This window comes from Bdellovibrionales bacterium (genome assembly GCA_018266295.1).
Taxonomy (GTDB): domain Bacteria; phylum Bdellovibrionota; class Bdellovibrionia; order Bdellovibrionales; family Bdellovibrionaceae; genus JACMRP01.
Genome location: JAFEAQ010000022.1, coordinates 18,157 through 38,852, shown reverse-complemented (window position 1 = coordinate 38,852; position 20,696 = coordinate 18,157). Strand labels below are relative to the sequence as shown.

Genomic DNA, 20,696 nt, shown 5'->3' with positions numbered 1-20,696 from the left:
GGGAGTTTTCGCCAGATCCTTTATTATTCCTTTCATTGGTAACAACAATAAACCCAACCAAGGAATATAAAATGAAACTCTTAAAGACACTGATGGCGACGATCTTGATGGCAACGGCTCTCACTGCGAAAGCGGAAGAGGTTCCTCAAGAAAAAACACGTCTCTATATCAATGCTGTAATTGCTCAAATAAAAGCACAAGATGCGAAATGTCCGCTGTTTAAAGGCGACAAACTTGAAAGATCTCAAGAATGGGCTGATGCCCATCAGGTTTTTATCACGGACGAGGGAACTTCGATTACCATTCGAAGACAGCGCGGTGATCGTGCCGTGCTTTACAATGTTCGCACGAAGTCTGATAAAAAGACCATTATCTATGCGATTGGGGCTGTAGTAAACCTAGTATCTGTGAACGTCGGTACGTTGGCGGAGCCGCAGGAATCCAGCGAGTGGGTCGCGGATCCGAAGTCAGTCATCTATTGTGATTTTGACAAAACTAATTAATCTCCCTCTATGGGGTTTGTTATAGGGGGATGCCCTCGGGATCATGGGCCCGAGGGCGTTTTTTTATTTAAGAACTATTTTTTCAGGCGATAAGTGGCAGCAATGATTGCACTCATGTGTTTTTGCTGGCGGTCGACAGTTTCGTACTGCATTTTGATCGTCACATCTGAGTTGTCTTTTTTAACAACGAGAAGTTTAAGACCTTCTGGCTTTTTTTCTTGTGTATCACCGATTTTCGCAGTTTTTGGGAGAACCACTGAAAGGGGAGTTTCTTTGCCATTTTCGATTTGCATTCCGTCATGGCGATAGATACGAACAGCTCCATCTTTCGTGTCAAAAGCGTTTGGCACATCCAAAGACCCTGTCAGACGCAGATCTTGGCCTTCTTTTGCTTTTGTCGCACAAACCACTTCGATTTTATCATCACTTGTGGATTCTTCTTTAAGATTGTCGTCTGCAGTGATTTCACTTCCTAAGAAGTGCAGGTTGTTGGCGGTATCCTTGTCGCTTTGAATCGCCGTGAAGAGCTCTGTTGAAATAAGCTGATAAGAGCCGTCTTTACCGGTGACGAGGTCTTTTAGTTGGATCTCTTTTTCGCCAGGCTGTACTGTCATTTCGATAGGGTTTGTGCAGTCGCCCTTAAGGTTGAGCGCGGAAGTCTTTTGAGCGGCCGTATCGCCATCGGCACTTTTGCCAGCACCAGGAGATGTCTTATTGGCATCGCCTCCAGCCGCTGCGCCATTCGCACGGGCTGCCTTTTCATTGCTTTTGCCACCTTGGCAGGCCTGCATAGAAACGGCCAACATCGCTGTTAAGAGTAGAATACGGTAGTTCATAGTTCTTTCCTCTCTTTGAGGCCCTATTCCGCCGTCGGTGGCCAAAGCTTGGACACGGGCGGAGGCCTCAGTTCGCGTTTACGAGGGGCTTAATGCCCTCACGGATGAACGCAGAGAAAGAGTACAATTCCCAGGCCATTCTTATTTTACTGAGAAGCGATTTTACTTGAAAGGAAGTTTGGTAAAGTTATATACCCATAACCTATGGATATACATCGCGTCCGCTACTTTCATGTCTTTGCAGAAACCGGCTCTTTGGTAAGAGCCTCAGAGGTTTTGCATATCTCTCAACCGGCTCTGTCAAAGGCCCTTCGCTTGCTTCAGCAAGAAGTCGGAGCCACATTGCTTGAATCTGAGGGGCGTGGACTCAGGCTGACTCGCGCAGGAGTTCGCTTTAAGAACTCAACGGCAGCTCTTTTAGATCAATGGATGAAAATATCAGAGAACCTTCAGCAGGCGGAGGATGAAAAGCCGCCAACGCGTATTGGATCCTTTGAGGTTTTTACGACTCACTTCTTGGGGCATCTGACAAAGCATGTAGAGCTGGGGCCGCTGGAGCTGCATGAATATGGGCCGGGCCGTTTAGAGCAAGCGATCGCCGACGATAAAGTGGATATTGGCATTACCTACGCGCCGATTCCGAAGGCTGGAGTTGAATTCATTGAAGTCACTAAAACTAAAATGGGCATCTTCGGTCTTAAAAAGTTCAAAGACATCGACTGGACAGAAATGCCTTTTGCTATTCCATTGATGCCGGCGGAAGGGGCGCCTTCAAAAGTACAAGGTCTTGATGGCTGGCCTGATCACAAGTTCGTCCGTAAGGTGCAGTACCGTGTGGCGATGATGGAGTCCGCGATGGAGCTTTGTCGTCAGGGTCTCTGTGTGGCGTACTTACCAGAGTTCGTTGTGAGTCTTCACAATCGCCACCTTTTGCCGGAGTCTCGTTTGATCGAACTCGAATCTCCGATTCCGATGAAAGATCGCAAGCAGAGCGTGTTCCTTGTTCAGCGGCAACATACCAAAGAGCAAGCCCTGCATCGGCAGATTGCGAAAAGCTTAAGAAGTCTTTCCTAGTTGTAGAAACAGTGATCTAATGGGGTCCGAGGAGAGCATTATGAAAAAAGCTTTAATCTTCGGAGCCACAGGCCTTATTGGATCACATCTTCTAGAATTGCTATTAGCGAACCCGGATTATAGTCAAGTGATCGCGGTGGTTCGTAAACCTCTGCAAATCAACAATCCAAAATTGAAAGTTCTGATCGGCGATCTTAAAACCTTGCCGGATATCAAATCCGAGTTGATCGCAGACGATGTGTTTATCGCCTTGGGGACCACCAAGAAAAACACTCCAGATGAACATGAATACTACCAAGTCGATCACGACTATCCGGTTGAGGCTGCCTATATTGCCCGTGAAAATGGTGCCAAGTGCGTAAACTTTGTCTCGGCGGTAGGTGCTGATGTGAACTCCAGCATTTTCTATACGCGCACCAAAGGGGAGGCCGAGCGGGATATCATTGCCCTCGGTTATCCGCACACCGAAATTTTTCAGCCGTCGATGTTGATGGGGAACCGCAAAGAGCATCGTCCCATGGAAAAAATCTTTATGAGAGTTTGGCCAAAGCTCAATCCGCTGCTTGGCGGGCATTGGAAACGCTACAGAGGCATTGATGTTCGTGATGTTGCAAAGGCCATGATCCGAGCTGCAAAGAATCCCACGGACAAAGTAAAGATCTATCGATGGCAAGAAATGAAGGATCTCGTTCAGTAAAAAACAAGGCCCTTGTTTCCAAGGGCCGCTGAGGTGTGTGAGTTTCCGAGTGTTTTTTATTAATGGACGAATTCTAATTCAACGCCGTTTGGGATCAAGAGAATGTTTCCATGACCGATCCACTGTGAAAGCGTCATTTCATAAACGTCCGAGTAGATAGTCACGGTCTTTGGCTCTGTCGGACAGTAGTTTTCTGTGACGCTAACAGCGAAGTAAACCACTGTAATATAGGGATCACGCTCCGTCTTTGTAAAGAGCGCTCTTAATTCATATTCATTGCAGCTGGCTATCGTCAGTGTTTTCTTAAGACGAAGCTTGATGACTTGTTTATTCTCGTCCGTAGTGAAAACAATTTTTCTTACAGTTTGTTCGCTCATGGTCACTGTGCCGGCATGGGCGAAAGTCGCTGATAGTAAAATTAGGAGTGTTGTTAAAAGTTTCATTTTCGAGTCCATTATTTCATTGAAGTGATTTTGCAAGAGACAACAGAGCCTGGAACCATATCATAATCGTAAGAAGGCTGTGGGTTCGTCAAAGTTCCGTTGTTGTGGTAAGTGTTTTTCAATTCGTAGGCTTCCATTGCGATGATCGTCTTTTTATCTGCCGCCGTGTGGATTGCGAAGTTATAAGATCGGCCGCTGTAGAGGTGAGCAATGATGATAGTCAAACTGTCAGCAGACTCAGCAGCGTAGAAGCGTTTTTGACCAGAGTACATTTGTGGCTGCATGAAGTTTTTTGGAGTTTGGCATTCGATGCCTTGCTTTTTGATTTGCTCGAAGACCGCTTGCTCCATATTGAAGCGCAGAGCTTCTGGAACTTCCTTTAATTCTGGGAGAGATGTTTGCTGAGTTTGTGCTTGAGCCGTCAGAGCCATCGTCATAAGAACTGCTGTCATGAGTGTTGTTAAGAGTTTCATTTTATATTCCTTGGTTTGGTTTGTTATCGTTACCGATGAAAGGAATAATAAAGGATCTGGCAAAAACTCCCACTGAAGCTGGCTGACGAAGATAAGCCCCTAGAATCAAGCACTTGCAGAAATAAAAAAGGCCCTGGGTTGCAGGGCCTGACGCTTTTACGAATATCCCTGGATGATGAATAACGCGCTTTTAAGTGTCGCATGACTCGGTATTTCTCAAATAGGGCCCATTTTTTGGGCATATTTTGATTACGCTTGAATTTTCGCATGATTGTCGACTTTAATATGCAGCTGTTTAAGGAGAAACTTATGCGCTTTTCAGCTGCTATTCTAAGCATTTTCGTGGGTTTGACTGCGTTTGCCAATGTTGCTTCAGCGAAGGAACTTGTGAACCGCCTCGGTATCGGTGTGAAAAACGATACTTCTATCAACATTCCAGCTTTGTCTGTGAACTATTGGCCAACGACAGAGATCGGTTTGACCGGCGGTTTGGCAATCGACACTGAAAAAGACAACTCGCGCTTTGCTTTGAGCGGCGGCGTTCGTCGGATCGTTTTCAAAGAAGACAACCTGAACTTCACCATGGGTGGCGAACTCGGTTTGATCAACCGTGAAGTATCGGGCGATAAGCAGTCCGGATTCTACTTGAGCGGTCTTTTCGGAGCGGAGTTCTTCTTCGCTGGTCTTGAGAACTTGAGCTTGAGTTTCCAAGGGGGCGTGGGCGTTGTGTCTTTGAAAGACGTTCGCTTCAGAACTGTCGGCGACACACCTATGCAAGCGGCTGTGACTTTCTATTTCTAAAAGTTTTTCTAAGAGGATTTGAAACATGAAAAAAATTATTTCTACAGACAGTGCTCCTAAAGCGATCGGCCCTTACTCTCAAGCAGTTCTCATGGATTCTTTCTTGTTCTGCTCTGGTCAGATTCCTATCGATCCAAAAACAAATGAAGTTTTCACTGGCGATATCAAAACTCAAACTGAGATGGTTATCAAAAACATCGAAGGCGTTTTGAAAGCCGCTGACATGAACTTCAGCAACGTTGTAAAGACGACGATCTTTTTGACGAACATGTCTGATTTCGCGACTGTGAATGAAATCTACGGCAAATCTTTTGCGACAAACCCACCGGCTCGTTCAACTGTAGCTGTGGCAGCGTTGCCAAAAGGTGTGAACGTAGAAATCGAAGTCTTGGCTCATCGCTAGTAGGTTCTTTCTATGCAGCCGCCGGAAGCCCCAAAGCCCAAATCTTTTTTTCGTAAAAGAACTTTTTGGGCCTTGCTCATTCTCGCTCTGGCGGTGGTCTTTCGTTTCAGTGCTGAATACCGCGACGTCATCGACGAACCGGTGGTGAATTGGACGAAATCTCAAAATGCCGACTGTGCCGTCGTACTGACGGGCGGCGCGGGCAGGGTCCGCGAGGGCTTTGATCTCCTCGCAAATCAAAACGTTAAAAAATTAATTATCTCGGGTGTGAATCCAAACTCGCGGCTGCGTGAAATCATGCCGGTGTGGAGCTTCTACGGAAACCTCAAAGAAGACGACGTCGTCATCGAGAAACGCTCTGAAACCACCTATGGAAATGCTCAGCAGAGTTTGAGTATCGTTGAAGCTCTTCGCTGCCGCGATATCATTTTGGTCACGTCTCGGCTTCACATGCATCGCTCTTACAAGACCTTTAGAGGGGCGTTCCCGGAGAATATTGAGATCTTTAAACACGCTGTTGTTGCAGGTCGATATGAGGTCGGTTTTGTCGAAGCAGGTTTTGAAGCACTAAAATCACTTTTTTATTCGCTGTGGGCCTACTAAAGGACCTAGGTCCGTGTGTTTTTTTAGTGGCAAATCCGATAAAAAAACATGGGAAGTTTATGGGCAGCGATCGATGCCAGAGTGTGCGCTCTCGGGCAGTTCGTAACAAAAAATATTGAATATACTTTGCGTGTCTTGTTGATGGTATACCTGTCAATGAGAGCGGCCGTTCTTGATCAAGCTCAAGGCTTTCGCACCATCGTCAGCGTGATCTCGGCACAAATCTATTTCACTGGCTGGCAGGCTTTGCCGCTGGTTTCTGTGATGGCACTAGCCACGGGCAGTGTGGTCGTTCTTCAGTCCATGACGAATTTAAGTTTGCTTGGCGGTACACAGATGATCGGAAACTTCCTGATCGCTGTGGTGATGCGTGAAGCAGGCCCTTTGCTTGTTGCTCTGGTGGTGATTGCCCGTTCAGGAACAGCCGTCGCCAGTGAAATCGGCAATATGCGCGCCAATCGCGAAATTGAGGCTCTTGAAAGTCTTGGAATTAATCCTCTGAGCTACATTGTTTTCCCCCGCGTGTTGGGCGGCGTGATCAGTGTGGTGTGTCTGGCCTTTTACTTTAACGTATTGGCTTTGATAGGTGGTTTTTTTATCACCAAGTTTATGCAAGATATGCCGTTTTCTTTCTATATGGATTCACTCATGAGAGCTTTCGCGAAGGAAGACGTTTTGATTTTCTTTGCGAAGAACAGTTTTAGCGGAATGATTATTTTCGTTGTTTCCTGTTATCAAGGTCTTTCGGTGAAGAAAAGTCCTCATGAAGTGCCACAAGTCACCACACAAGCTGTGGTCAATAGCGTGATCTACGTGATTGTTTTCAATCTCACGGTCACGACGTTGTTCTATTTGAACCAGTTGCAGAGCCTAGGAGTTGTCTAAATGGATAAGCAAGATCGCATTGGAAAAATTGATACTATTAAGTTTGAACATGTGACCTTTGCTCATGAGGGACAGTCTCCGCTTTTGCAAAATGCGGATTTTGAATTTCCAATGAATGAAGTTGTTTGGGTGAAAGGCACCGAAGGGCAGGGGAAGTCGAGTCTTTTGCAAGTTCTTGCAGGTCTGCTTGTGCCGCAGTCGGGTTTTTTCTATATCAACGATCAAAACGTTCTTGAGATGTCGTTTGAGGAATTTCTGCCTTATCGTTTGGCGATCGGCTACACGTTTGATTACGGCGGATTGATTAGTAATCAAACGGTGTATGATAATTTAATGCTGCCACTGGCGTATCATAAACTCATCCCAATGAAAGAAGCTAAAGCCCGTGTTGAGTCGATCATTAAAACATTCGACATCGGTAAATTTGCAAACGAAAGACCGGCGCATATTCCGGGCCGAGTCCGAAAACTGGCGTGTTTGCTACGCGCTTTGGTGATGCAACCACAAGTTCTCGTGATGGATGATCCCTCGGTGGGGCTTGGTCAAGATACACTGTACACTTTTGTGGACTATATCCATCAAATGCGTAAAGACGGCTTTGCGAAGCATATCTTTATGAGTTCTTACGATGAAAAGTATATGAGTCTTTTTAACTATCAAATTATCCATATCGATGACGGACAGATCTATCAGCAGACAGTGGATCACGAGAAGAAGGTAGTTCACCTATGAAGCACAAGTTCAATAAATATGAACGAGTGGCCGGTGCGTTTGTTCTGGCAGCAGTCGGCGGAGTTCTCCTCACAGCCGTCAGTGTTGCGGTTAAACAGGGCTGGTTTGCAACGAAGAGTTACTATTCAACAACGTTTGAAGTCGCTGACGGGGTTCATCCAGGCACCATCGTGCAGATGGCGGGTCTTCGTGCCGGCGCCGTTGAAGATGTGGAGCTTCAAGCAGACAATAAGATCAAAGTGAGTTTCTATGTGTTGGATAAATTCCAGCCGCGCATCCGTCGTGACAGTATGGCGTCGTTGATTCGTCCTTTCATCATCGGCGACCGTGTCCTTGAAGTGACGGTGGGCTCGGAGCTTTCTCCGGAGATGCCTCAGCATCAGTCTTTGGCATCGGCTGAGACGATGGATATCATGACCTTGTTGAGCGGAAAGGCCCTGGGCAGCAACTTGGCAAAGCTCAGCACGACTTTGGAAAACTTGGCTCACATGGTGGAGGCTCTGACGAGCAAAGATCGTACGCAATCATTGGTGCGTATTTTTGACCGTTTGGATCCGCTGTTGGCAAATATCGAAATTATGGCCAATGAGATGACGAAGTTGAGCCGTCAGGCGACTTACAAGGGTAACTTGCAAAACGTGGTGAGCAACTTGGCAGTGACAACGCAAGAGCTCAACAATATCTTGCCAGAACTGAACCGCGCAAATCCTGAGCTTGCGAAGGACGTCGCGGAGATGAGCAAAAATTTGGCGGGTCTGACCAAAGACTTCCGTGTACTGGGCCCGGCGCTGAATGCCGTAGGACCGGAGCTGCCACAGGCCACGAAGCGCGCCGTGGAAGCCTTGAATGAGACTGTGGTGATGTTAAAAGCCATGCAGAAGAGCATGTTTATCCGCGGCAGTGTCCAAGAAGTCCGCGAAGAAGAAGCGGCCACAGCAGCCAAAGAAGCCGCAAAAAATCGCAAGCCAGCTTCACCTGAACCAACGAAATAATAGGAGCGAGCCCCGAAGCTCGCACCCCCACGAATCGCCGGCGGCCTCCGTCCGCCTCGCCTCCCACACGGCCTCGGCGCTTACGCAGTCCCTTGCCGCATTCGGGTGATCCAGTCGTTGAATTTCTGTAAGTACTCCTCGCGGGCTTTCTGGCCTTTGGCGGCTTGAAGGCGGTTGGCTTTGAAGTAGCCACGGAGCTGAAGTTCTTCGATGCGGGTTTTGATCACGCGAGTGAAGGCGAGGCCCTGCCAGAACTTGTTTTCTGATGGGGTTTTGTTTGCCGCTTTATTGGCTTTACCTTGCATTGAGTTTGTTTGAGCTGAGATTTGCTGACCTGTAATCTTATACCCACGGCGAGCGTTGGTGATTTTTCTTGCGATGAGTGCTGTTACGGATCTTAGGAAGTTTTGAAAGCCCTCGCGGTATTTAAATTTAAGCTTAATGTGAAGGTGATTACCGACGTTGATGACTTCAGCGATTTGTACGCCCCATTTTTTTGATTTGGATTTAAGGATCTCGCGGATGATTTGTTGGTTCTTTGGAGTTAGGAAGCTCCATGGGCCTTTTGCTTTAGAAGATTTTAGTGTGAGATGGATCCATTTCTTTTCTGAAAGTGGTCGATACTCTTTTCTTCTTCCTTTTGATTCAACTCCCCCATGAGTGGTTCTTCCGTACTTACGTTTTGTAGTACCAGAGTCATGATAATCAAAAAGTGGAGAGGAGGATTTCTTCATTCGAGGGCAATATAATTATTTGCTTATAGTTGGTCAATAGAATTAGTGTTAAGTAAATGATTTATAAGAAGATTTAAGGTTTCTACCTCTCTCTCTTCTTTCTATTTTCTATATCTTTCTTCTATTTCTCTATTATATTTCTTTCTTCTATCTACGTGATTATTTGAACTCATAAGCTCTTTAAGAAACCTGGTGAGAGTTTCAATTTTTCCGTGATGTGCGATGAGACTTGCGTGCTCGCCCAGTCGCTTACTTCGCGTGGGCCATCCGTCCGTGAGAACGGGGCTGTCCGACCATCGTGGTCGGCCAGGTGAGGTATGTGGGGGAGGTGATTCAAATATTTTTGGAGGGGAGAGGTGTCAGGTTCTGTGGGGGCAATTTGCATATTTTTGGGATCGGTGAAAAGGTACCAGGTCGCTTTTCCGGATGAGATCTTATTGGTTTGATATGAGGTTGGTTTGGGATTCATTCCTTGCGTGCCGAGGTGGCGTACTTCAAAGACGTGGGTTGCTATTATTCGGTCTGATCAGGGGAAGGTTCGTTGGGAGCCGTTAGGCGAGGCTCGGTGAGATTCTGGTGCTGTTTTTGGAGGTCGGCGGAACTCTGCGAAGGGCTGAGGTGTTTCAGCGGCCGTCGGCATGCCTCTGGGGGGAGCTTCATTCTTGCCAAAAAAAAGGGACTGATTGCTCAGTCCCTTTTTTGGGTGTCCGCAAAAACAGATTATTTGATTGAAGGTCTTACGCCTTCGGCTGGGCATGAAGATGTCAATGCCAAGTTCACACCGTTGACGTATGTGTAAGCAAGGTCGATACCTTTGCCATCAAGGGTGATTTCTACGGTGTTATCAACGCCTGTAGATCTGATGGCGATCGTGTTCACTGATTTTACGCTCGTTGCGCGTACTTCACCGCAAGGCTCACAAAGCGATTGGATCTTCTGAGCGTTCAACAATGTCGTAACCGCTTTAGCTGCTTGATCTTTTGTGATGTACGCACACTGGTCCGCAAATGCAGAAGAAGCTGAAAGAACAAGGGCCATTGTCATTACGATTTTTTTCATGGGGTCTCTCCTTAAAGAGGGGTTGTATTTATGTTTAGTTCGGGAAACTCTAAAGCACAGCCTGTGCCACCATAAAAGGCACATAAACCAGGGGGCACAAGCTTGAGAACGTCAAAAAGTCAGTCAGGGGCGGAAAAACGCCTGCCTTGCACCCGATTAGCGCGGGCGGTCGTTTCACTTTAGTTGAAAAGACCCCTCTTTGACTTCAGAATAAGAGCGATGCTCGTTCGGGATTTCTTCAGTCATTTTATCTTCTCAAAACGTGCGGGAGCGCTGGTAAAACGCCTCGCGTGGCTCTCTGTGGGAGCTATTGCTCTCAGTGTGACCGCCTTCCTTGTCGTTCTATTTGTTATGAATGGCATGAATGCGAGCATCCATAAACGCATCCTTGCGCTCGAACCGCATCTCTATGTCACAGTGAACGGTGTGAACCGTGGATCGACTCTTGAGCTCCACCCGGTTTTTCAGCGCCTCAAAGAAAACCCTCTGAATAAAGCCTATGTCTATGAAACTCAGGACGTGATTTTGCGCACGATGGATGGGCAGTTCCATGGTGCTATCGCCCGCGGAGTCAGTGCCGAGAGCTTGAAGTTCATGGTCGAGCAAATCCACCAGATGGAAGAGAAAAAACGCCACGACAATGTTCAATTTTGGAGACCCGAAGAGCTTCCCGGCAAAGGCGAAGTCGTTGTCGGTGTGGACCTGGCACGCTCCCTCGGCGTATTTGAGGGCGACTTCCTGACGGTCGTGCCGCCCGAAGGCCTGTTGCTGCCTCCGGGAGAATCTCCGAAGTTTGAAAAAGTTCGCGTCAGTAAAATCATTTCAACGAACCTGGCGGATCTTGATTCGCAGTTTGTGTTTTACCAAAGAAACATGACGCTCAACACGTTGGCGGGAGCTGCGAGCCGCAAAGTCGGTATCGAAGTGTGGACTCCGGAAGGCAAGAACTTGAACGACCTCAAAAAAGAGGTCGAAAAATTTTCCGACGTGATTGCTGAGACCTGGATGGACCGAAACTCCGTTTTGTTCTTTGCGTTGCGCCTCGAGAAAATTATTATCGGCGTGTTCCTGGGGCTCGCGGGTTTGATCGCGGCAAGTTCCATCTTGTCGGTCTTAGCCCTTCTGATGTCGCAAAAGAAACGCGATATTGCGATCCTCAAAACTCTTGGTTTATCAAATCAGCGCACAGTGAAGATCTTTACTCAAATGGGGATGATGCTTGCGGCGTTTGGTTTGATTCCGGGACTGGTCCTCGGCACGGGGATTAGTTACTATATCGAAAAAAATCCGGTGAACATTCTGCCGGATATTTACTATGACTCTCAGATTCCGGCCTTGGTCGATCCATGGCTCATCTGGGGAGTCCTCATTGTCGGCTTCTTTGTTTGCTTAGGCGGTGCCTGGTACCCGGCGCGCACTTCCAGTGAGATCGAGCCCGCTCAAGCGCTCAGAATTAAAAACTAGTTTTCTTTGTCGGCAAGTGCTTCAACCAGCTCATCACGAGCTGCATTGCACTCTTGCATGTCTTCAAAGAAATACGCATTGGCGCCATCTTTACGCACGCACGTGCCCATGGCTTCATCTAGCGGAGCCGGAAGCTTTGGATCTTTACGGCAGGACTGATAGCTTTGTAGAACCTCTTTCGAGGGCTTATTGAATTTGAAACACTTCGAGACCTCATCCTTTGATGGATGAGCTTTTGCTTTCGGCAGGTGAGTAAAGAGGTATTTCTCTTTGAAGTCGTCACCTTTTGCGGCGGCGAAAATGGATGTCGAAAAAAGAAAGTGGGCCAGGGCCAAAATAAATTTCATTCTGTTATTTTGGCGGGTCAGCCCTGAGGTGGTCAAACTATAATGTATCTATCCCTTGCGTGGGAACGATGAAAAGAGATCTTTATATTTATTTGCAATCCATTTTGTAGTTCGTACCGTCATACTCGACAAAGCTTAAGCCGCCGCGGGTGAAGTTTACGAAAATCTCCATGATGTCGTTGGCATCCTTGACAGTCGCGCCGCCGTGGAAGTAGCGGTCACTGCCGACACTTGTGAGGTCGTCGTACTGACCCAACACCATTTTTTCTTCACTCCAGGGGTTGCGTGGGTTCATAAGGGAGATCTTTAACTTGCCAGTTGCTTTTGCGGCACCATTTGGCATCGGTGACAATTTCAAACTTCCGGAAACGTTGGCGGAAAGTCCCGCGAAGCCTTTGGGCGTCGAGCACTGAATGGCGACTGAGTTGACATTGGCGGGAAGGCGGCTTTTATTCAGTGTCGAAGCGAATGCGGAAACACACATTAGTAGGGCGCCAAGTATTACGATAGGTTTCATATTTTCTCCTTGATGGTTTCGTCCATTACTCTTGATTTTATCGGTTGGTGGAAAAACTCAACAAGGCTAGTTTATAAAACGGGGATATATTTTGTTCTCACGATGAGAACGAGGCGATGAGATTCTCAATGAAGATCCCTCAGCCGAACATATCCGAACAGTTTTTGAAGTAAGCATGCTAAAAAGTAATACGAACGTTTTTAAACCAGATCTCTTTCCAACGGGCGATTTTTTCTAGGTTTGGAAGTTTTTTAGGTGAAACGGTTTTTGCCGGTGGAAACGATACTTGGTTCACGGCACGACTATTGATCGCACCGTAATTCACGCCGTTTTCATTGTAAACGACAGCGCAAAGAACAGAGCATTTCGTGCAAGAAAGAAAATCCGCGGATTCACTTCCTTGGCGGAATTTTCCGAGCGTGCTTCCGTCACGAACAGAAATCTCGAGCGTGCCTTGGGCGTCGGTCACCCAGGCAGCGCCGTGCTTGGTGCAGAAATCACAGTCACAGGCGCGGGGCTCGAAAGACTCCGCCGGGGCCGTGAGCCCCGCAGTGAAGGTGATGTTTCCGCAGTAGCAACTGCCATGCATGGTGTGCACAGTGAGTTCCTAAACCGAAACCTGGAAGTCGCGAAGTGCGTCTGTCAGTGACGTCTTCAAGTCCGTACTTGGTTTGCGTTGACCGATGATGAGCGCACACGGAGTGCCGTATTCGCCCGCCGGGAACTTCTTCATCACAGTCCCTGGAATCACCACCGAGTTCTTCGGAACGCGGCCGTTATAGATTTTTTCTTGAGAGCCCGTCACGTCGATGATCTTGGTTGAAGCCGTGATTGTCACACCAGCACCGAGAACCGCACCTTCTTCGATCACAGCTCCTTCCACGACAATACAACGGCTGCCAATGAAAGCATTATCCTCAACGATGACCGGAGAAGCCTGAATCGGCTCAAGCACGCCGCCGATACCGACACCGCCAGACAAGTGCACGTTTTTACCAATCTGCGCACAGCTGCCAACCGTCGCCCATGTGTCCACCATCGTGCCAGAGCCCACGAAGGCGCCGATGTTTACATAAGATGGCATCAAGATCGCGCCGCTTTCAATAAAACAACCACGGCGAGCAATTGCATGCGGAACCGCGCGAACGCCTTCGTTGCCAGTCCAGTGCTTCACGGGGATTTTATCAAAGTAATTAAAATCGCCGGCCTTCATTAAAGACATTTTCATCAAACGGAAATAAAGCAAAATCCCTTTTTTGATCCACTCATTCGTGATCCAGCCGTTTGCTCCTTTTTCGCACACACGCAAGGTGCCGCTATCAAGACCTGCGATGGTTTGCTCGATCGCGTTTTTCTTTTCAGCAGAAAGATCGTCGATCTTTACTCCAGCTTGAGCTTCGTCCCAGATAGATTGGATGGAGATGGCTAGTGACATTTTTTTATTTCCTTTTCTCAGTTTCTTTCAGAGCTTCTAAAATCGCAGGCACGTGGATTTTTAAAATCTCGGCGTGATCCTGACCACGTTGAATTTCATAGGTCAGTGTCGGCGACTGGCGCTCAAGTCCCGCATAGGTGCCCAAGCAACCCGGCGTCGGGTAGCCAATATCGTCGTCGATCTTGTAACCTGTGTGTTTTGCCAAAACTTCAGCCTCAGCCCGGCAATCGCCGTTGACGTTCAAAACAGGGTGCCAAGAGTGCAGTGATAAAATCCACTTTGGTTTTTTCTCATTGATGTATTTCATGAGAGCCTGATTTTCAGGCTCACTGCCGGCGGCCGGCCCCGGATGGTATCTTGGAGTTTTTACTTCAGGCGACCAGTCCTTGGTGGACAGGTTGCGGTTGAGGTCGACTCCGCGCGCATTGCCGCGGGTTTTGTTTAAAACTCCCTCGATATTGAATTGCGGCACCAAAACCAGGTTCAAATGATAGGGAAATGAGGTCATAAACCGGTGGAGCAGAGCTTGAGCGGCCAAAACGCCTTCGACCTCATCGCCGTGAACGCCTCCGAGGATTAAAACTTCGGGACCCGAATTGCGGAATTCATAAGCTATGATGGGTAGTCCCAAAGAGCTATATCCAAAAACAGATGTTTGCATACGATGTCACCCTCCCGTTAAGCTTAAAAATCAGGGCCTAAAATCAAGGCCCTTATAGAACCTCATGAGGGTGAGAGATGTCAAAAGCGAAGTTGTATTTGCAATACGAGAATCACAAATTGGTGCTAGGCCCCCAAAAAAAATCGCTGGAATCCCTCACGAAGAACTACGAAAAACCTGTTTACGCCTATGATCTCGACATTCTGAAAGAGCGCGTAAGCCTGTTGCAAAAAGCTCTGCCGGGTGTGCAGGTTTATTACGCGATGAAAGCCAATTTTCATCCTCAGGTTTTACGCTGCCTTCACAAAATGGGAATTGGTGCTGACGTGGTCAGTGGCGGAGAAATCCGCACCGCGATGGGGGCGGGGTTTAAGGCCGGTGAAATGATCTATAGTGGCGTGGGAAAGACTGTCAAAGAGGTCCGACAAGCGCTTGAGATCGACATCCGCCAAATCAACGTCGAAAGTATTTCTGAGCTGCGCCGGATCGCCACCATTGCCCGCGAGATGAAGAAAAAAGCCCGCGTGGTATTCCGCTTAAATCCTGACGTGAGCATTGAGACCCATCCGTATATCGCAACCGGTTTGCATAATAATAAATTTGGCATGGCGCTGACGGATCTGCCACAGCTGAAAGAAATTTTGCACGGGAACACCGACTTCGTCGACTTCCGTGGGGTGAGTTTGCACTTGGGCTCACAGATGCACAATCTATCGGGATTCAGAGATGCTTTGCAATTGCTTCGCCCGGTCTATGAGGAGCTACAAAAAGAATTTCCTTCCGTCGATACCTTTGATATCGGTGGCGGTCTTGGAATCTATTACGAAGAGCAGGAGCTTGAAGCTGAAGAAAAGCTTTTGAGCGACTATTCGGCGATTGTCTTTGATGTGCTCAAGGGCCTGAAAGCCAAAATCCAAACCGAACCAGGCCGTTGGCTTGTGGCGCACGCAGGGGTGCTGGTGACGCAAGTGCAGTATTTAAAGCAAACCTCAGTTAAGAATTTCATTATTGTCGATACAGGCATGCATCACCTCATGCGTCCGACGCTCTACGGAGCTCATCACCGCGTTTGGACTTTGAAAGAAGGCCAGGGGGTTGCAAAAAAATACGATGTCGTAGGGCCCATCTGTGAATCCGGCGACTTCCTTGCCACCGATCGTACATTGCCAGAAATTCAAGAGGGCGACTTTGTCGTGATTGCCGATGTCGGTGCTTATGGCTTTGTCATGAGATCTGATTACAACTTGCAAGATCCACCGGCCGAGGTGGTGCTGTGAGATATTTACTGGCGCTTTGCTTTTTGATCCTCGGTTGTGCAGGGTTAGGAACAGAACCTCAAAATGCAACCGAAGCGGGACGTGGTTCTGACGGCGAGATCGCGGCGGCAACGGAGGCCTCGATGAAGCCAGGCCTTTTTAAAGCGCCGGGTGACCACACTCCCGAAGAGATCTATGCAAAGCTTCAGACGATTGCTATAGAGGGCGCAAAGACGCAGCCGTTTCCAAAAACGGGGACTGAGTTTAACTTGCAATTGCCGACGGATAAGCCACAGACAGATCAAAGCAAAGAATGGATTTGGTCTCACGTACAGGTTTTTTACAAAGACCAAAAGACCGTCGACCAAATTACGCTGATCACTCAGAACTGCAACGTGAAGCTTGAAAACTTAGATCAAGCGGCTTTGGGAAAACGCCTGCAATCTTTGGTGGGGTTGGTTTCAAAAACACTTTTTGGCATGCCATTTCAGCTCTCAGATAAGTACTTTGCTGAAAGCGGTGACTGGAACGGCCAGATGCGCATCCCCATTCGCCAGGAATACCTGCCGGTCGTTGATATGCGGATGATCCGAGGTCTTTACAAGTGCGATGGGCATGGTGGTTATGGCTATCGCTATGACTTTTTTATGAAGTAGTTTACTTCAGCTGTCTTTTTATGATGTCGACAGAGACTTCGATCGCAGGCACCCTGCCGCGGTTTTCAAGCCAGTGAAAAGTGTTATGGTCTTCGGGCCAACCTAAACCGGGACCGTATTCCGTTGCGATACCATTTCTAAAATCTGTGATCGTTCCTTGCAGAATATAAACGAGGCCAGGTCTTTCTTTATGGTCATGAGCTGGGCCAAAAATAGCTCCGGGTTCCATCGTTACGAGTCGCATGCGTAGTTCATGTCCCTCCATGCCGGGAATTTCAAGGCCGAGATCCATTGATTTGAGAAGTTGTACCGTCACGCCTTTTGTTTCGTGCGCTGTCTTTTCATGGCTCGTTGTAGTCTCGTTTTCCATCGCGCTCTCCGATTGCAATCTTGATCGTCTTTAGAAAAAGCTTTCAACAAATCAAGCGGGTTGGCAACTCTGGCGGAGCAGCCAACCCTTCGCGATGTGGAACTACATAGGCACGCGACTTATTTGCCGCTGTAGAAGTAATAATTGGCTTCGCCAACGCCAGGGATGCTGATGAATCGGACGTTTTCGTCAACGCGGTAAATAGAGTAGTGAAGTGGCGCTGAACCAAGCGAATTGTAGAAATCGGCGATGTTCTTTTGGCAAGCGGCGTCCGTGGTGTTTTCGTCAGCGCTGTAGTCATGACGAGCTATTCCTACCGGGCGACTTGTGCCGTCATTAAAAGGAGTTTGCAAAATTACAGCGCAGCTGTAGCCCGTGTTTTTGCAGTGGTCTGGATCAAAAACGATATTGCCAGATTGGTCCGACGGTAAATCCCAGCCGCGCTCGCAGATAAAACCGGTGCTGACGATGGTAGCCTCAAAGCGCATTTGGTCGCGTGTGAACGTGCCGGTTTTAATGAGCACGGGCTTTGAATCATCGCCAGGCATTGAAATGGCCAACGATGCCTTTGGTGCAAAGATCGTGGCAAGCGCTAACAAGGCAGCGGCAACTGTTGAAATAGATTTTGCAGTGTTATTATGGAACTGGGACATAGAAACCTCTGGGCATAATGATGCCAAATAGAGGTCTCTTTCAGAAATTTGAGTTTCTAACAGATCCGAACGGGAAAGAAACCGTTGAAGAATTCGGATCCAACTTCAAATTACATGGCGGTGAAGGTACATTAGCTTGTTGCTGAATTCAAATTCTTGGTAGGTGCAAAGACAGAAAGAATAAAATTTACCAGGGTGTCTGGGAGTTCGACAGGGGCAATGGGTGCTTCCATATTCTTGCACATCCAAATGATTTTCAGTGGGATAAACAGTCGCGGTGTCGACTTGTCCCGTGGCTTACATCCAGTTTGTGGGGGCCTCTTTTGACAGCCTGGGGAAACGGGACCAGCCTTAAGGAATGCTCATACATTCTTTATTATCCTTGTTCCTCCTCCCTTCCGCAAACGCAGCCACTAACAACTACGACACCGTCGTTAGCAATCTGCAAAAAATCGCTCAGGCGAATCCGCAAAATGCACAGATGTTCAATCTGGGGGTGTCGGACTCAGGCAAAATGATCGTCGGACTTAAAATCGGCTCCGGCGACAGGGCAGATCTTGTTGTGGCAACTCACCATGGGAATGAGTACGGCTCAACCGCAGTGGCGATGGGAACTGCGGAGGCTTTCGCAAAAGATCCTATTCCAGGGCACACAGTGTACGTGATTCCGGTTTTAAATATCACTGGCTACAATACGGATGAGCGGGAAGAGCCGGTGGGTCGCACTTATGTCGATCCAAATCGCGATTATCCCGGTCCCTGCATTCAAACGACACCGCACCGTTTGAAGGACACGAAATTGCTTGCAGACTTTATCGCGACGAAAAATATTATCGCTTCTGCGACTTTGCACACGTTTTCTCCGGCAGTATTGTATCCCTTCGGCTTTTCAACCAATGACACTCAGACCAAAGACGACAGCGCGTTTATCGGCCTCAGCAAAGCCGCAACGGTTGAGAGCCACTACGACATCGGGAATTCGAAAGAACTTCTCTATGCGGCTGATGGCGCGTTTGAGGACTATGCATACTGGAAGCACGGGATCTGGTCTTTGCTTTTTGAAATGGGCACAACCCATGATCCGAACTCAAATCAGATGAAGAAACTTATTGCCGATAATGTTCCGGGTCTCAGAAGATTCTTTGAGATGGCACCGAAAGATCGCTCGGCCGATCACGCCTTTACCGGTACCTGTGATCACAACGTCCGCAAACGCGGGCATGAGCGCCTTGAGTAGGGCGCTCTATAGGTTTTATCTACTTACAAACAATTCTATAAATTCCAGAAGACGTTGACAGGTCGGCACTCACGCTGAAGTCTTTATCTTGGGTGTAATTTTTTATCGTCAACGTCGTACTCTCGGATTTATTCATTGAGTTGACCAAGCGAAGAGTAATGGATTTTTCGTAAGGTATCATCACTTGCATGTCGATCCCATCTATCTGCGTATAGATAATGGGAAATGGCAGGTCTCTCTTTAGATCTTGGAGGCTCTTGCCGGCCGGGTTGCCATCTTTATATAAAATTCCTCGGCGAGACTTCAACATAACCGAAGTTCTGATGCATTTTCATCGAAGTTAAGTTGCTCGTGTCGACGAGCGAGTAAAGCTCTTTCATACCGAGTTCTTTGACCTCTTTTGGATTCCTATTTCGTTAAAAAGCGCACCGTGAGTAAGGCGAGGCAAGCTCCTACCAGTTGTGCGATGATGAACCCTGGAGCACCTGTCCATAAGATCCCAGAAAAGGTGTTGGTCATACTTCTGGCAATGGTCACGGCGGGATTTGCAAAAGATGTCGAAGAGGTGCACCAGTAAGCAGCTGTAATGTACAAAGCGACCGCCGTTGGAGTGGTTTCGACGTTTCGTTTTCCGGAGAGCGCAATCACCATCAGCAAGCCGAAAGTGGCAATGACCTCTGAGACAAAAAATCTTAAGTCTCCTCGATCGTGTTGGGAAGTTTGGAAGATCTCTAGGCCAAATATGTAGTGAGTCAACAAAACGCCGGTAATAGCCCCCAGAATCTGAGCAACTATGTACGCCAAAGTTTCACGGCCACTGAGCTTTTTCCATAAAAATTCTGCGAAACTTACTGCCGGGTTAAAGTGGGAACCTGATATCGGTCCGAAGATCTGAATAAGTGCATAGAGTCCCGCGCCCGTAGCAAGAGAGTTCGCAAGAATTGCAACAGCTGCATTTCCTTGCGAGAGAGTTTCGCCCATAATGCCGGACCCAACGATGACGATCAGAAGGCCCGCAGTCCCTAGAAATTCTGAGAGCAGCCGTCGTTTCATTGTGCCAATTCTTTTTTAAACTCGAGCAGGCGAGAGTGTATGTGGTCCCGGGCTTCGCGAAAACGCCTGAGCATTTCCTCGTTGGGAAGAATCTCTTTGGTGGCCGGGTCTGTAAACGGCCAGTGAAGTTTCTTGGCGGTGGGAGAAGGAAGGACCGGACAAACTTCTTCTGCGCAGAGAGTAATAACATAATCAAGGCCAGCTAAAAACTTTGGACTCAAATTGTCAGCCGTTTTTGAAAAGTGTTTCGAAATATCAATGCCTATTTCGTTCATGACCTGAACGGCAAATGGATTTAACTTACCGGGATTCGAGCCAGCACTCTCAATTTCTGCGTGAGGAAAAATCTCGCGCGCCAAGCCCTCAGCTAGCTGACTGCGGGCCGAGTTCGCAATACACATAAATAGTATTTTCATATTTGCCCTTGTCTTTAATCGTATGTTTACGATATATAATGTGTCCATGGCAGTGCCAAGAGTAAATGAGTTTCCTGACAAAAATCTAAAAATAGCGGATTTTGCTAAAGCCTTGTCGCATCCAGCTCGGATCGCGATTCTGAAAGTTTTGGCGGAAAAGCGTGAGTGCATTTGCGGAGAGTTAGTGGCGGATCTTCCCCTGGCTCAATCGACAGTGAGCCAACATCTCAAAGCTTTGAAGGAAGCTGGCTTGATTAAAGGCACGATTGATGGCCCACGCTCCCGTTACTGCATTGATTGGAAAGTTTTCGACCGGTATCAGCGCGAGATGGGCACTTGGGCGGCAAAGATGTCTGAACTCAAGCAAGACAACTGTTGTTAGTTCAAAACTGTTTC

Annotated in this window: 29 protein-coding genes; 14 read left to right on the top strand and 15 right to left on the bottom strand. The window is 47.8% G+C overall.

Annotated elements, in window-relative coordinates:
- Positions 1-71 precede the first annotated feature (71 nt).
- Complete coding sequence (locus tag JSU04_19695; protein MBS1972540.1) at positions 72-503, top strand: hypothetical protein; 432 nt, start codon at positions 72-74, stop codon at positions 501-503.
- A 74-nt stretch (positions 504-577) separates the two neighbouring features.
- Here JSU04_19695 and JSU04_19690 read toward each other — a convergent pair whose 3' ends face one another.
- Positions 578-1,339 (bottom strand): hypothetical protein, encoded by a 762-nt coding sequence (locus JSU04_19690; protein MBS1972539.1) that lies wholly within the window; start codon positions 1,337-1,339, stop codon positions 578-580.
- Positions 1,340-1,543: 204 nt separating this feature from the next.
- Here JSU04_19690 and JSU04_19685 point away from each other — a divergent pair, with 204 nt between their 5' ends.
- The gene (locus JSU04_19685; GenBank protein ID MBS1972538.1) at positions 1,544-2,413 is read left to right on the top strand and encodes a LysR family transcriptional regulator; all 870 of its coding nucleotides are present in this window, start codon (positions 1,544-1,546) and stop codon (positions 2,411-2,413) included.
- 40 nt (positions 2,414-2,453) lie between these two features.
- Entirely contained in the window at positions 2,454-3,110 is a 657-nt protein-coding gene (locus JSU04_19680) for an oxidoreductase (GenBank protein ID MBS1972537.1), read from the top strand.
- A 59-nt stretch (positions 3,111-3,169) separates the two neighbouring features.
- Here the strand turns inward: JSU04_19680 and JSU04_19675 are convergent, their stop codons facing one another.
- Together JSU04_19675 and JSU04_19670 are read right to left on the bottom strand one after the other, a co-directional pair.
- The gene (locus JSU04_19675; protein ID MBS1972536.1) at positions 3,170-3,553 is read right to left on the bottom strand and encodes a hypothetical protein; all 384 of its coding nucleotides are present in this window, start codon (positions 3,551-3,553) and stop codon (positions 3,170-3,172) included.
- An 11-nt stretch (positions 3,554-3,564) separates the two neighbouring features.
- Positions 3,565-4,026 (bottom strand): hypothetical protein, encoded by a 462-nt coding sequence (locus tag JSU04_19670; GenBank protein ID MBS1972535.1) that lies wholly within the window; start codon positions 4,024-4,026, stop codon positions 3,565-3,567.
- 309 nt (positions 4,027-4,335) lie between these two features.
- Between JSU04_19670 and JSU04_19665 the strand changes: the two genes are divergently transcribed.
- Genes JSU04_19665 through JSU04_19640 form a run of 6 tightly spaced genes read left to right on the top strand, consistent with a single transcriptional unit; the run spans position 4,336 to position 8,442 of the window.
- A complete protein-coding gene (locus JSU04_19665; GenBank protein MBS1972534.1) occupies positions 4,336-4,827 on the top strand; it encodes an organic solvent tolerance protein in 492 nt (163 codons plus the stop codon).
- A gap of 25 nt (positions 4,828-4,852) precedes the next feature.
- Positions 4,853-5,230, top strand: coding sequence for a RidA family protein (locus JSU04_19660; GenBank protein ID MBS1972533.1), 378 nt, complete (start codon positions 4,853-4,855; stop codon positions 5,228-5,230).
- A 12-nt stretch (positions 5,231-5,242) separates the two neighbouring features.
- Positions 5,243-5,833: a YdcF family protein gene (locus tag JSU04_19655; protein MBS1972532.1), complete on the top strand. Its 591-nt coding sequence runs from the start codon at positions 5,243-5,245 to the stop codon at positions 5,831-5,833.
- Between the two features lie 48 nt (positions 5,834-5,881).
- Complete coding sequence (locus tag JSU04_19650; protein ID MBS1972531.1) at positions 5,882-6,718, top strand: ABC transporter permease; 837 nt, start codon at positions 5,882-5,884, stop codon at positions 6,716-6,718.
- On the top strand, positions 6,719-7,450 hold the full coding sequence (locus tag JSU04_19645; protein ID MBS1972530.1) for an ATP-binding cassette domain-containing protein: 732 nt from the start codon (positions 6,719-6,721) through the stop codon (positions 7,448-7,450).
- A complete protein-coding gene (locus JSU04_19640) occupies positions 7,447-8,442 on the top strand; it encodes an MCE family protein (GenBank protein MBS1972529.1) in 996 nt (331 codons plus the stop codon). Before JSU04_19645 ends, JSU04_19640 begins: the two co-directional genes overlap by 4 nt.
- An 80-nt stretch (positions 8,443-8,522) precedes the next feature.
- Here JSU04_19640 and JSU04_19635 read toward each other — a convergent pair whose 3' ends face one another.
- Both JSU04_19635 and JSU04_19630 read right to left on the bottom strand, forming a co-directional pair.
- The gene (locus tag JSU04_19635) at positions 8,523-9,176 is read right to left on the bottom strand and encodes a hypothetical protein (protein ID MBS1972528.1); all 654 of its coding nucleotides are present in this window, start codon (positions 9,174-9,176) and stop codon (positions 8,523-8,525) included.
- 720 nt (positions 9,177-9,896) lie between these two features.
- Positions 9,897-10,235, bottom strand: coding sequence for a hypothetical protein (locus tag JSU04_19630; GenBank protein MBS1972527.1), 339 nt, complete (start codon positions 10,233-10,235; stop codon positions 9,897-9,899).
- 219 nt (positions 10,236-10,454) lie between these two features.
- Between JSU04_19630 and JSU04_19625 the strand changes: the two genes are divergently transcribed.
- Positions 10,455-11,699 carry an FtsX-like permease family protein gene (locus JSU04_19625; protein ID MBS1972526.1) on the top strand — a complete coding sequence of 415 codons (1,245 nt, stop codon included), beginning with the start codon at positions 10,455-10,457 and terminating at the stop codon, positions 11,697-11,699.
- Here JSU04_19625 and JSU04_19620 read toward each other — a convergent pair.
- The 5 genes from JSU04_19620 to JSU04_19600 form a co-directional block, all read right to left on the bottom strand.
- Positions 11,696-12,046, bottom strand: a complete 351-nt coding sequence (locus JSU04_19620; protein ID MBS1972525.1) for a hypothetical protein — start codon at positions 12,044-12,046, stop codon at positions 11,696-11,698. The two genes, JSU04_19625 and JSU04_19620, sit on opposite strands and share 4 nt — an antisense overlap.
- Before the next feature lie 88 nt (positions 12,047-12,134).
- A complete protein-coding gene (locus JSU04_19615) occupies positions 12,135-12,563 on the bottom strand; it encodes a hypothetical protein (protein MBS1972524.1) in 429 nt (142 codons plus the stop codon).
- Positions 12,564-12,741: 178 nt separating this feature from the next.
- A complete protein-coding gene (locus JSU04_19610; GenBank protein ID MBS1972523.1) occupies positions 12,742-13,161 on the bottom strand; it encodes a hypothetical protein in 420 nt (139 codons plus the stop codon).
- A 9-nt stretch (positions 13,162-13,170) separates the two neighbouring features.
- A complete protein-coding gene (locus JSU04_19605) occupies positions 13,171-13,998 on the bottom strand; it encodes a 2,3,4,5-tetrahydropyridine-2,6-dicarboxylate N-succinyltransferase (protein MBS1972522.1) in 828 nt (275 codons plus the stop codon).
- Between the two features lie 4 nt (positions 13,999-14,002).
- Positions 14,003-14,659 carry a succinylglutamate desuccinylase/aspartoacylase family protein gene (locus JSU04_19600; protein ID MBS1972521.1) on the bottom strand — a complete coding sequence of 219 codons (657 nt, stop codon included), beginning with the start codon at positions 14,657-14,659 and terminating at the stop codon, positions 14,003-14,005.
- 98 nt (positions 14,660-14,757) lie between these two features.
- Here JSU04_19600 and lysA point away from each other — a divergent pair, with 98 nt between their 5' ends.
- A complete protein-coding gene (gene lysA / locus JSU04_19595) occupies positions 14,758-15,936 on the top strand; it encodes a diaminopimelate decarboxylase (protein MBS1972520.1) in 1,179 nt (392 codons plus the stop codon).
- Positions 15,933-16,571 carry a hypothetical protein gene (locus JSU04_19590; protein ID MBS1972519.1) on the top strand — a complete coding sequence of 213 codons (639 nt, stop codon included), beginning with the start codon at positions 15,933-15,935 and terminating at the stop codon, positions 16,569-16,571. Before lysA ends, JSU04_19590 begins: the two co-directional genes overlap by 4 nt.
- Before the next feature lies 1 nt (position 16,572).
- Here the strand turns inward: JSU04_19590 and JSU04_19585 are convergent, their stop codons facing one another.
- The gene (locus tag JSU04_19585) at positions 16,573-16,941 is read right to left on the bottom strand and encodes a hypothetical protein (GenBank protein MBS1972518.1); all 369 of its coding nucleotides are present in this window, start codon (positions 16,939-16,941) and stop codon (positions 16,573-16,575) included.
- Positions 16,942-17,060: 119 nt separating this feature from the next.
- Complete coding sequence (locus JSU04_19580) at positions 17,061-17,594, bottom strand: hypothetical protein (GenBank protein ID MBS1972517.1); 534 nt, start codon at positions 17,592-17,594, stop codon at positions 17,061-17,063.
- A gap of 358 nt (positions 17,595-17,952) precedes the next feature.
- Here JSU04_19580 and JSU04_19575 point away from each other — a divergent pair, with 358 nt between their 5' ends.
- The gene (locus tag JSU04_19575) at positions 17,953-18,831 is read left to right on the top strand and encodes a carboxypeptidase (GenBank protein MBS1972516.1); all 879 of its coding nucleotides are present in this window, start codon (positions 17,953-17,955) and stop codon (positions 18,829-18,831) included.
- Between the two features lie 19 nt (positions 18,832-18,850).
- Here JSU04_19575 and JSU04_19570 read toward each other — a convergent pair whose 3' ends face one another.
- The 3 genes from JSU04_19570 to JSU04_19560 all read right to left on the bottom strand — a co-directional run bounded on the left by JSU04_19570 (position 18,851) and on the right by JSU04_19560 (position 20,300).
- Positions 18,851-19,021: a hypothetical protein gene (locus JSU04_19570; GenBank protein MBS1972515.1), complete on the bottom strand. Its 171-nt coding sequence runs from the start codon at positions 19,019-19,021 to the stop codon at positions 18,851-18,853.
- 218 nt (positions 19,022-19,239) lie between these two features.
- Positions 19,240-19,884 carry an aquaporin family protein gene (locus JSU04_19565; GenBank protein ID MBS1972514.1) on the bottom strand — a complete coding sequence of 215 codons (645 nt, stop codon included), beginning with the start codon at positions 19,882-19,884 and terminating at the stop codon, positions 19,240-19,242.
- Positions 19,881-20,300, bottom strand: coding sequence for an arsenate reductase ArsC (locus JSU04_19560; GenBank protein ID MBS1972513.1), 420 nt, complete (start codon positions 20,298-20,300; stop codon positions 19,881-19,883). The genes JSU04_19565 and JSU04_19560 overlap by 4 nt, the downstream gene beginning before the upstream one ends.
- A gap of 46 nt (positions 20,301-20,346) precedes the next feature.
- Here JSU04_19560 and JSU04_19555 point away from each other — a divergent pair, with 46 nt between their 5' ends.
- Positions 20,347-20,682 (top strand): winged helix-turn-helix transcriptional regulator, encoded by a 336-nt coding sequence (locus JSU04_19555; protein ID MBS1972512.1) that lies wholly within the window; start codon positions 20,347-20,349, stop codon positions 20,680-20,682.
- Positions 20,683-20,696: the final 14 nt, after the last annotated feature.

Excerpts from the sequence above, each read along its gene's own strand:
- JSU04_19695 (MBS1972540.1), top strand. The coding sequence starts at position 72 with ATGAAACTCTTAAAGACACTGATGGCGACGATCTTGATGGCAACGGCT.
- JSU04_19690 (MBS1972539.1), bottom strand. The coding sequence starts at position 1,339 with ATGAACTACCGTATTCTACTCTTAACAGCGATGTTGGCCGTTTCTATG.
- JSU04_19685 (MBS1972538.1), top strand. The coding sequence starts at position 1,544 with ATGGATATACATCGCGTCCGCTACTTTCATGTCTTTGCAGAAACCGGC.
- JSU04_19680 (MBS1972537.1), top strand. The coding sequence starts at position 2,454 with ATGAAAAAAGCTTTAATCTTCGGAGCCACAGGCCTTATTGGATCACAT.
- JSU04_19675 (MBS1972536.1), bottom strand. The coding sequence starts at position 3,553 with ATGAAACTTTTAACAACACTCCTAATTTTACTATCAGCGACTTTCGCC.
- JSU04_19670 (MBS1972535.1), bottom strand. The coding sequence starts at position 4,026 with ATGAAACTCTTAACAACACTCATGACAGCAGTTCTTATGACGATGGCT.
- JSU04_19665 (MBS1972534.1), top strand. The coding sequence starts at position 4,336 with ATGCGCTTTTCAGCTGCTATTCTAAGCATTTTCGTGGGTTTGACTGCG.
- JSU04_19660 (MBS1972533.1), top strand. The coding sequence starts at position 4,853 with ATGAAAAAAATTATTTCTACAGACAGTGCTCCTAAAGCGATCGGCCCT.
- JSU04_19655 (MBS1972532.1), top strand. The coding sequence starts at position 5,243 with ATGCAGCCGCCGGAAGCCCCAAAGCCCAAATCTTTTTTTCGTAAAAGA.
- JSU04_19650 (MBS1972531.1), top strand. The coding sequence starts at position 5,882 with ATGGGAAGTTTATGGGCAGCGATCGATGCCAGAGTGTGCGCTCTCGGG.
- JSU04_19645 (MBS1972530.1), top strand. The coding sequence starts at position 6,719 with ATGGATAAGCAAGATCGCATTGGAAAAATTGATACTATTAAGTTTGAA.
- JSU04_19640 (MBS1972529.1), top strand. The coding sequence starts at position 7,447 with ATGAAGCACAAGTTCAATAAATATGAACGAGTGGCCGGTGCGTTTGTT.
- JSU04_19635 (MBS1972528.1), bottom strand. The coding sequence starts at position 9,176 with ATGAAGAAATCCTCCTCTCCACTTTTTGATTATCATGACTCTGGTACT.
- JSU04_19630 (MBS1972527.1), bottom strand. The coding sequence starts at position 10,235 with ATGAAAAAAATCGTAATGACAATGGCCCTTGTTCTTTCAGCTTCTTCT.
- JSU04_19625 (MBS1972526.1), top strand. The coding sequence starts at position 10,455 with ATGCTCGTTCGGGATTTCTTCAGTCATTTTATCTTCTCAAAACGTGCG.
- JSU04_19620 (MBS1972525.1), bottom strand. The coding sequence starts at position 12,046 with ATGAAATTTATTTTGGCCCTGGCCCACTTTCTTTTTTCGACATCCATT.
- JSU04_19615 (MBS1972524.1), bottom strand. The coding sequence starts at position 12,563 with ATGAAACCTATCGTAATACTTGGCGCCCTACTAATGTGTGTTTCCGCA.
- JSU04_19605 (MBS1972522.1), bottom strand. The coding sequence starts at position 13,998 with ATGTCACTAGCCATCTCCATCCAATCTATCTGGGACGAAGCTCAAGCT.
- JSU04_19600 (MBS1972521.1), bottom strand. The coding sequence starts at position 14,659 with ATGCAAACATCTGTTTTTGGATATAGCTCTTTGGGACTACCCATCATA.
- JSU04_19585 (MBS1972518.1), bottom strand. The coding sequence starts at position 16,941 with ATGGAAAACGAGACTACAACGAGCCATGAAAAGACAGCGCACGAAACA.
- JSU04_19580 (MBS1972517.1), bottom strand. The coding sequence starts at position 17,594 with ATGTCCCAGTTCCATAATAACACTGCAAAATCTATTTCAACAGTTGCC.
- JSU04_19575 (MBS1972516.1), top strand. The coding sequence starts at position 17,953 with ATGCTCATACATTCTTTATTATCCTTGTTCCTCCTCCCTTCCGCAAAC.
- JSU04_19570 (MBS1972515.1), bottom strand. The coding sequence starts at position 19,021 with ATGCAAGTGATGATACCTTACGAAAAATCCATTACTCTTCGCTTGGTC.
- JSU04_19565 (MBS1972514.1), bottom strand. The coding sequence starts at position 19,884 with ATGAAACGACGGCTGCTCTCAGAATTTCTAGGGACTGCGGGCCTTCTG.
- JSU04_19560 (MBS1972513.1), bottom strand. The coding sequence starts at position 20,300 with ATGAAAATACTATTTATGTGTATTGCGAACTCGGCCCGCAGTCAGCTA.
- JSU04_19555 (MBS1972512.1), top strand. The coding sequence starts at position 20,347 with ATGGCAGTGCCAAGAGTAAATGAGTTTCCTGACAAAAATCTAAAAATA.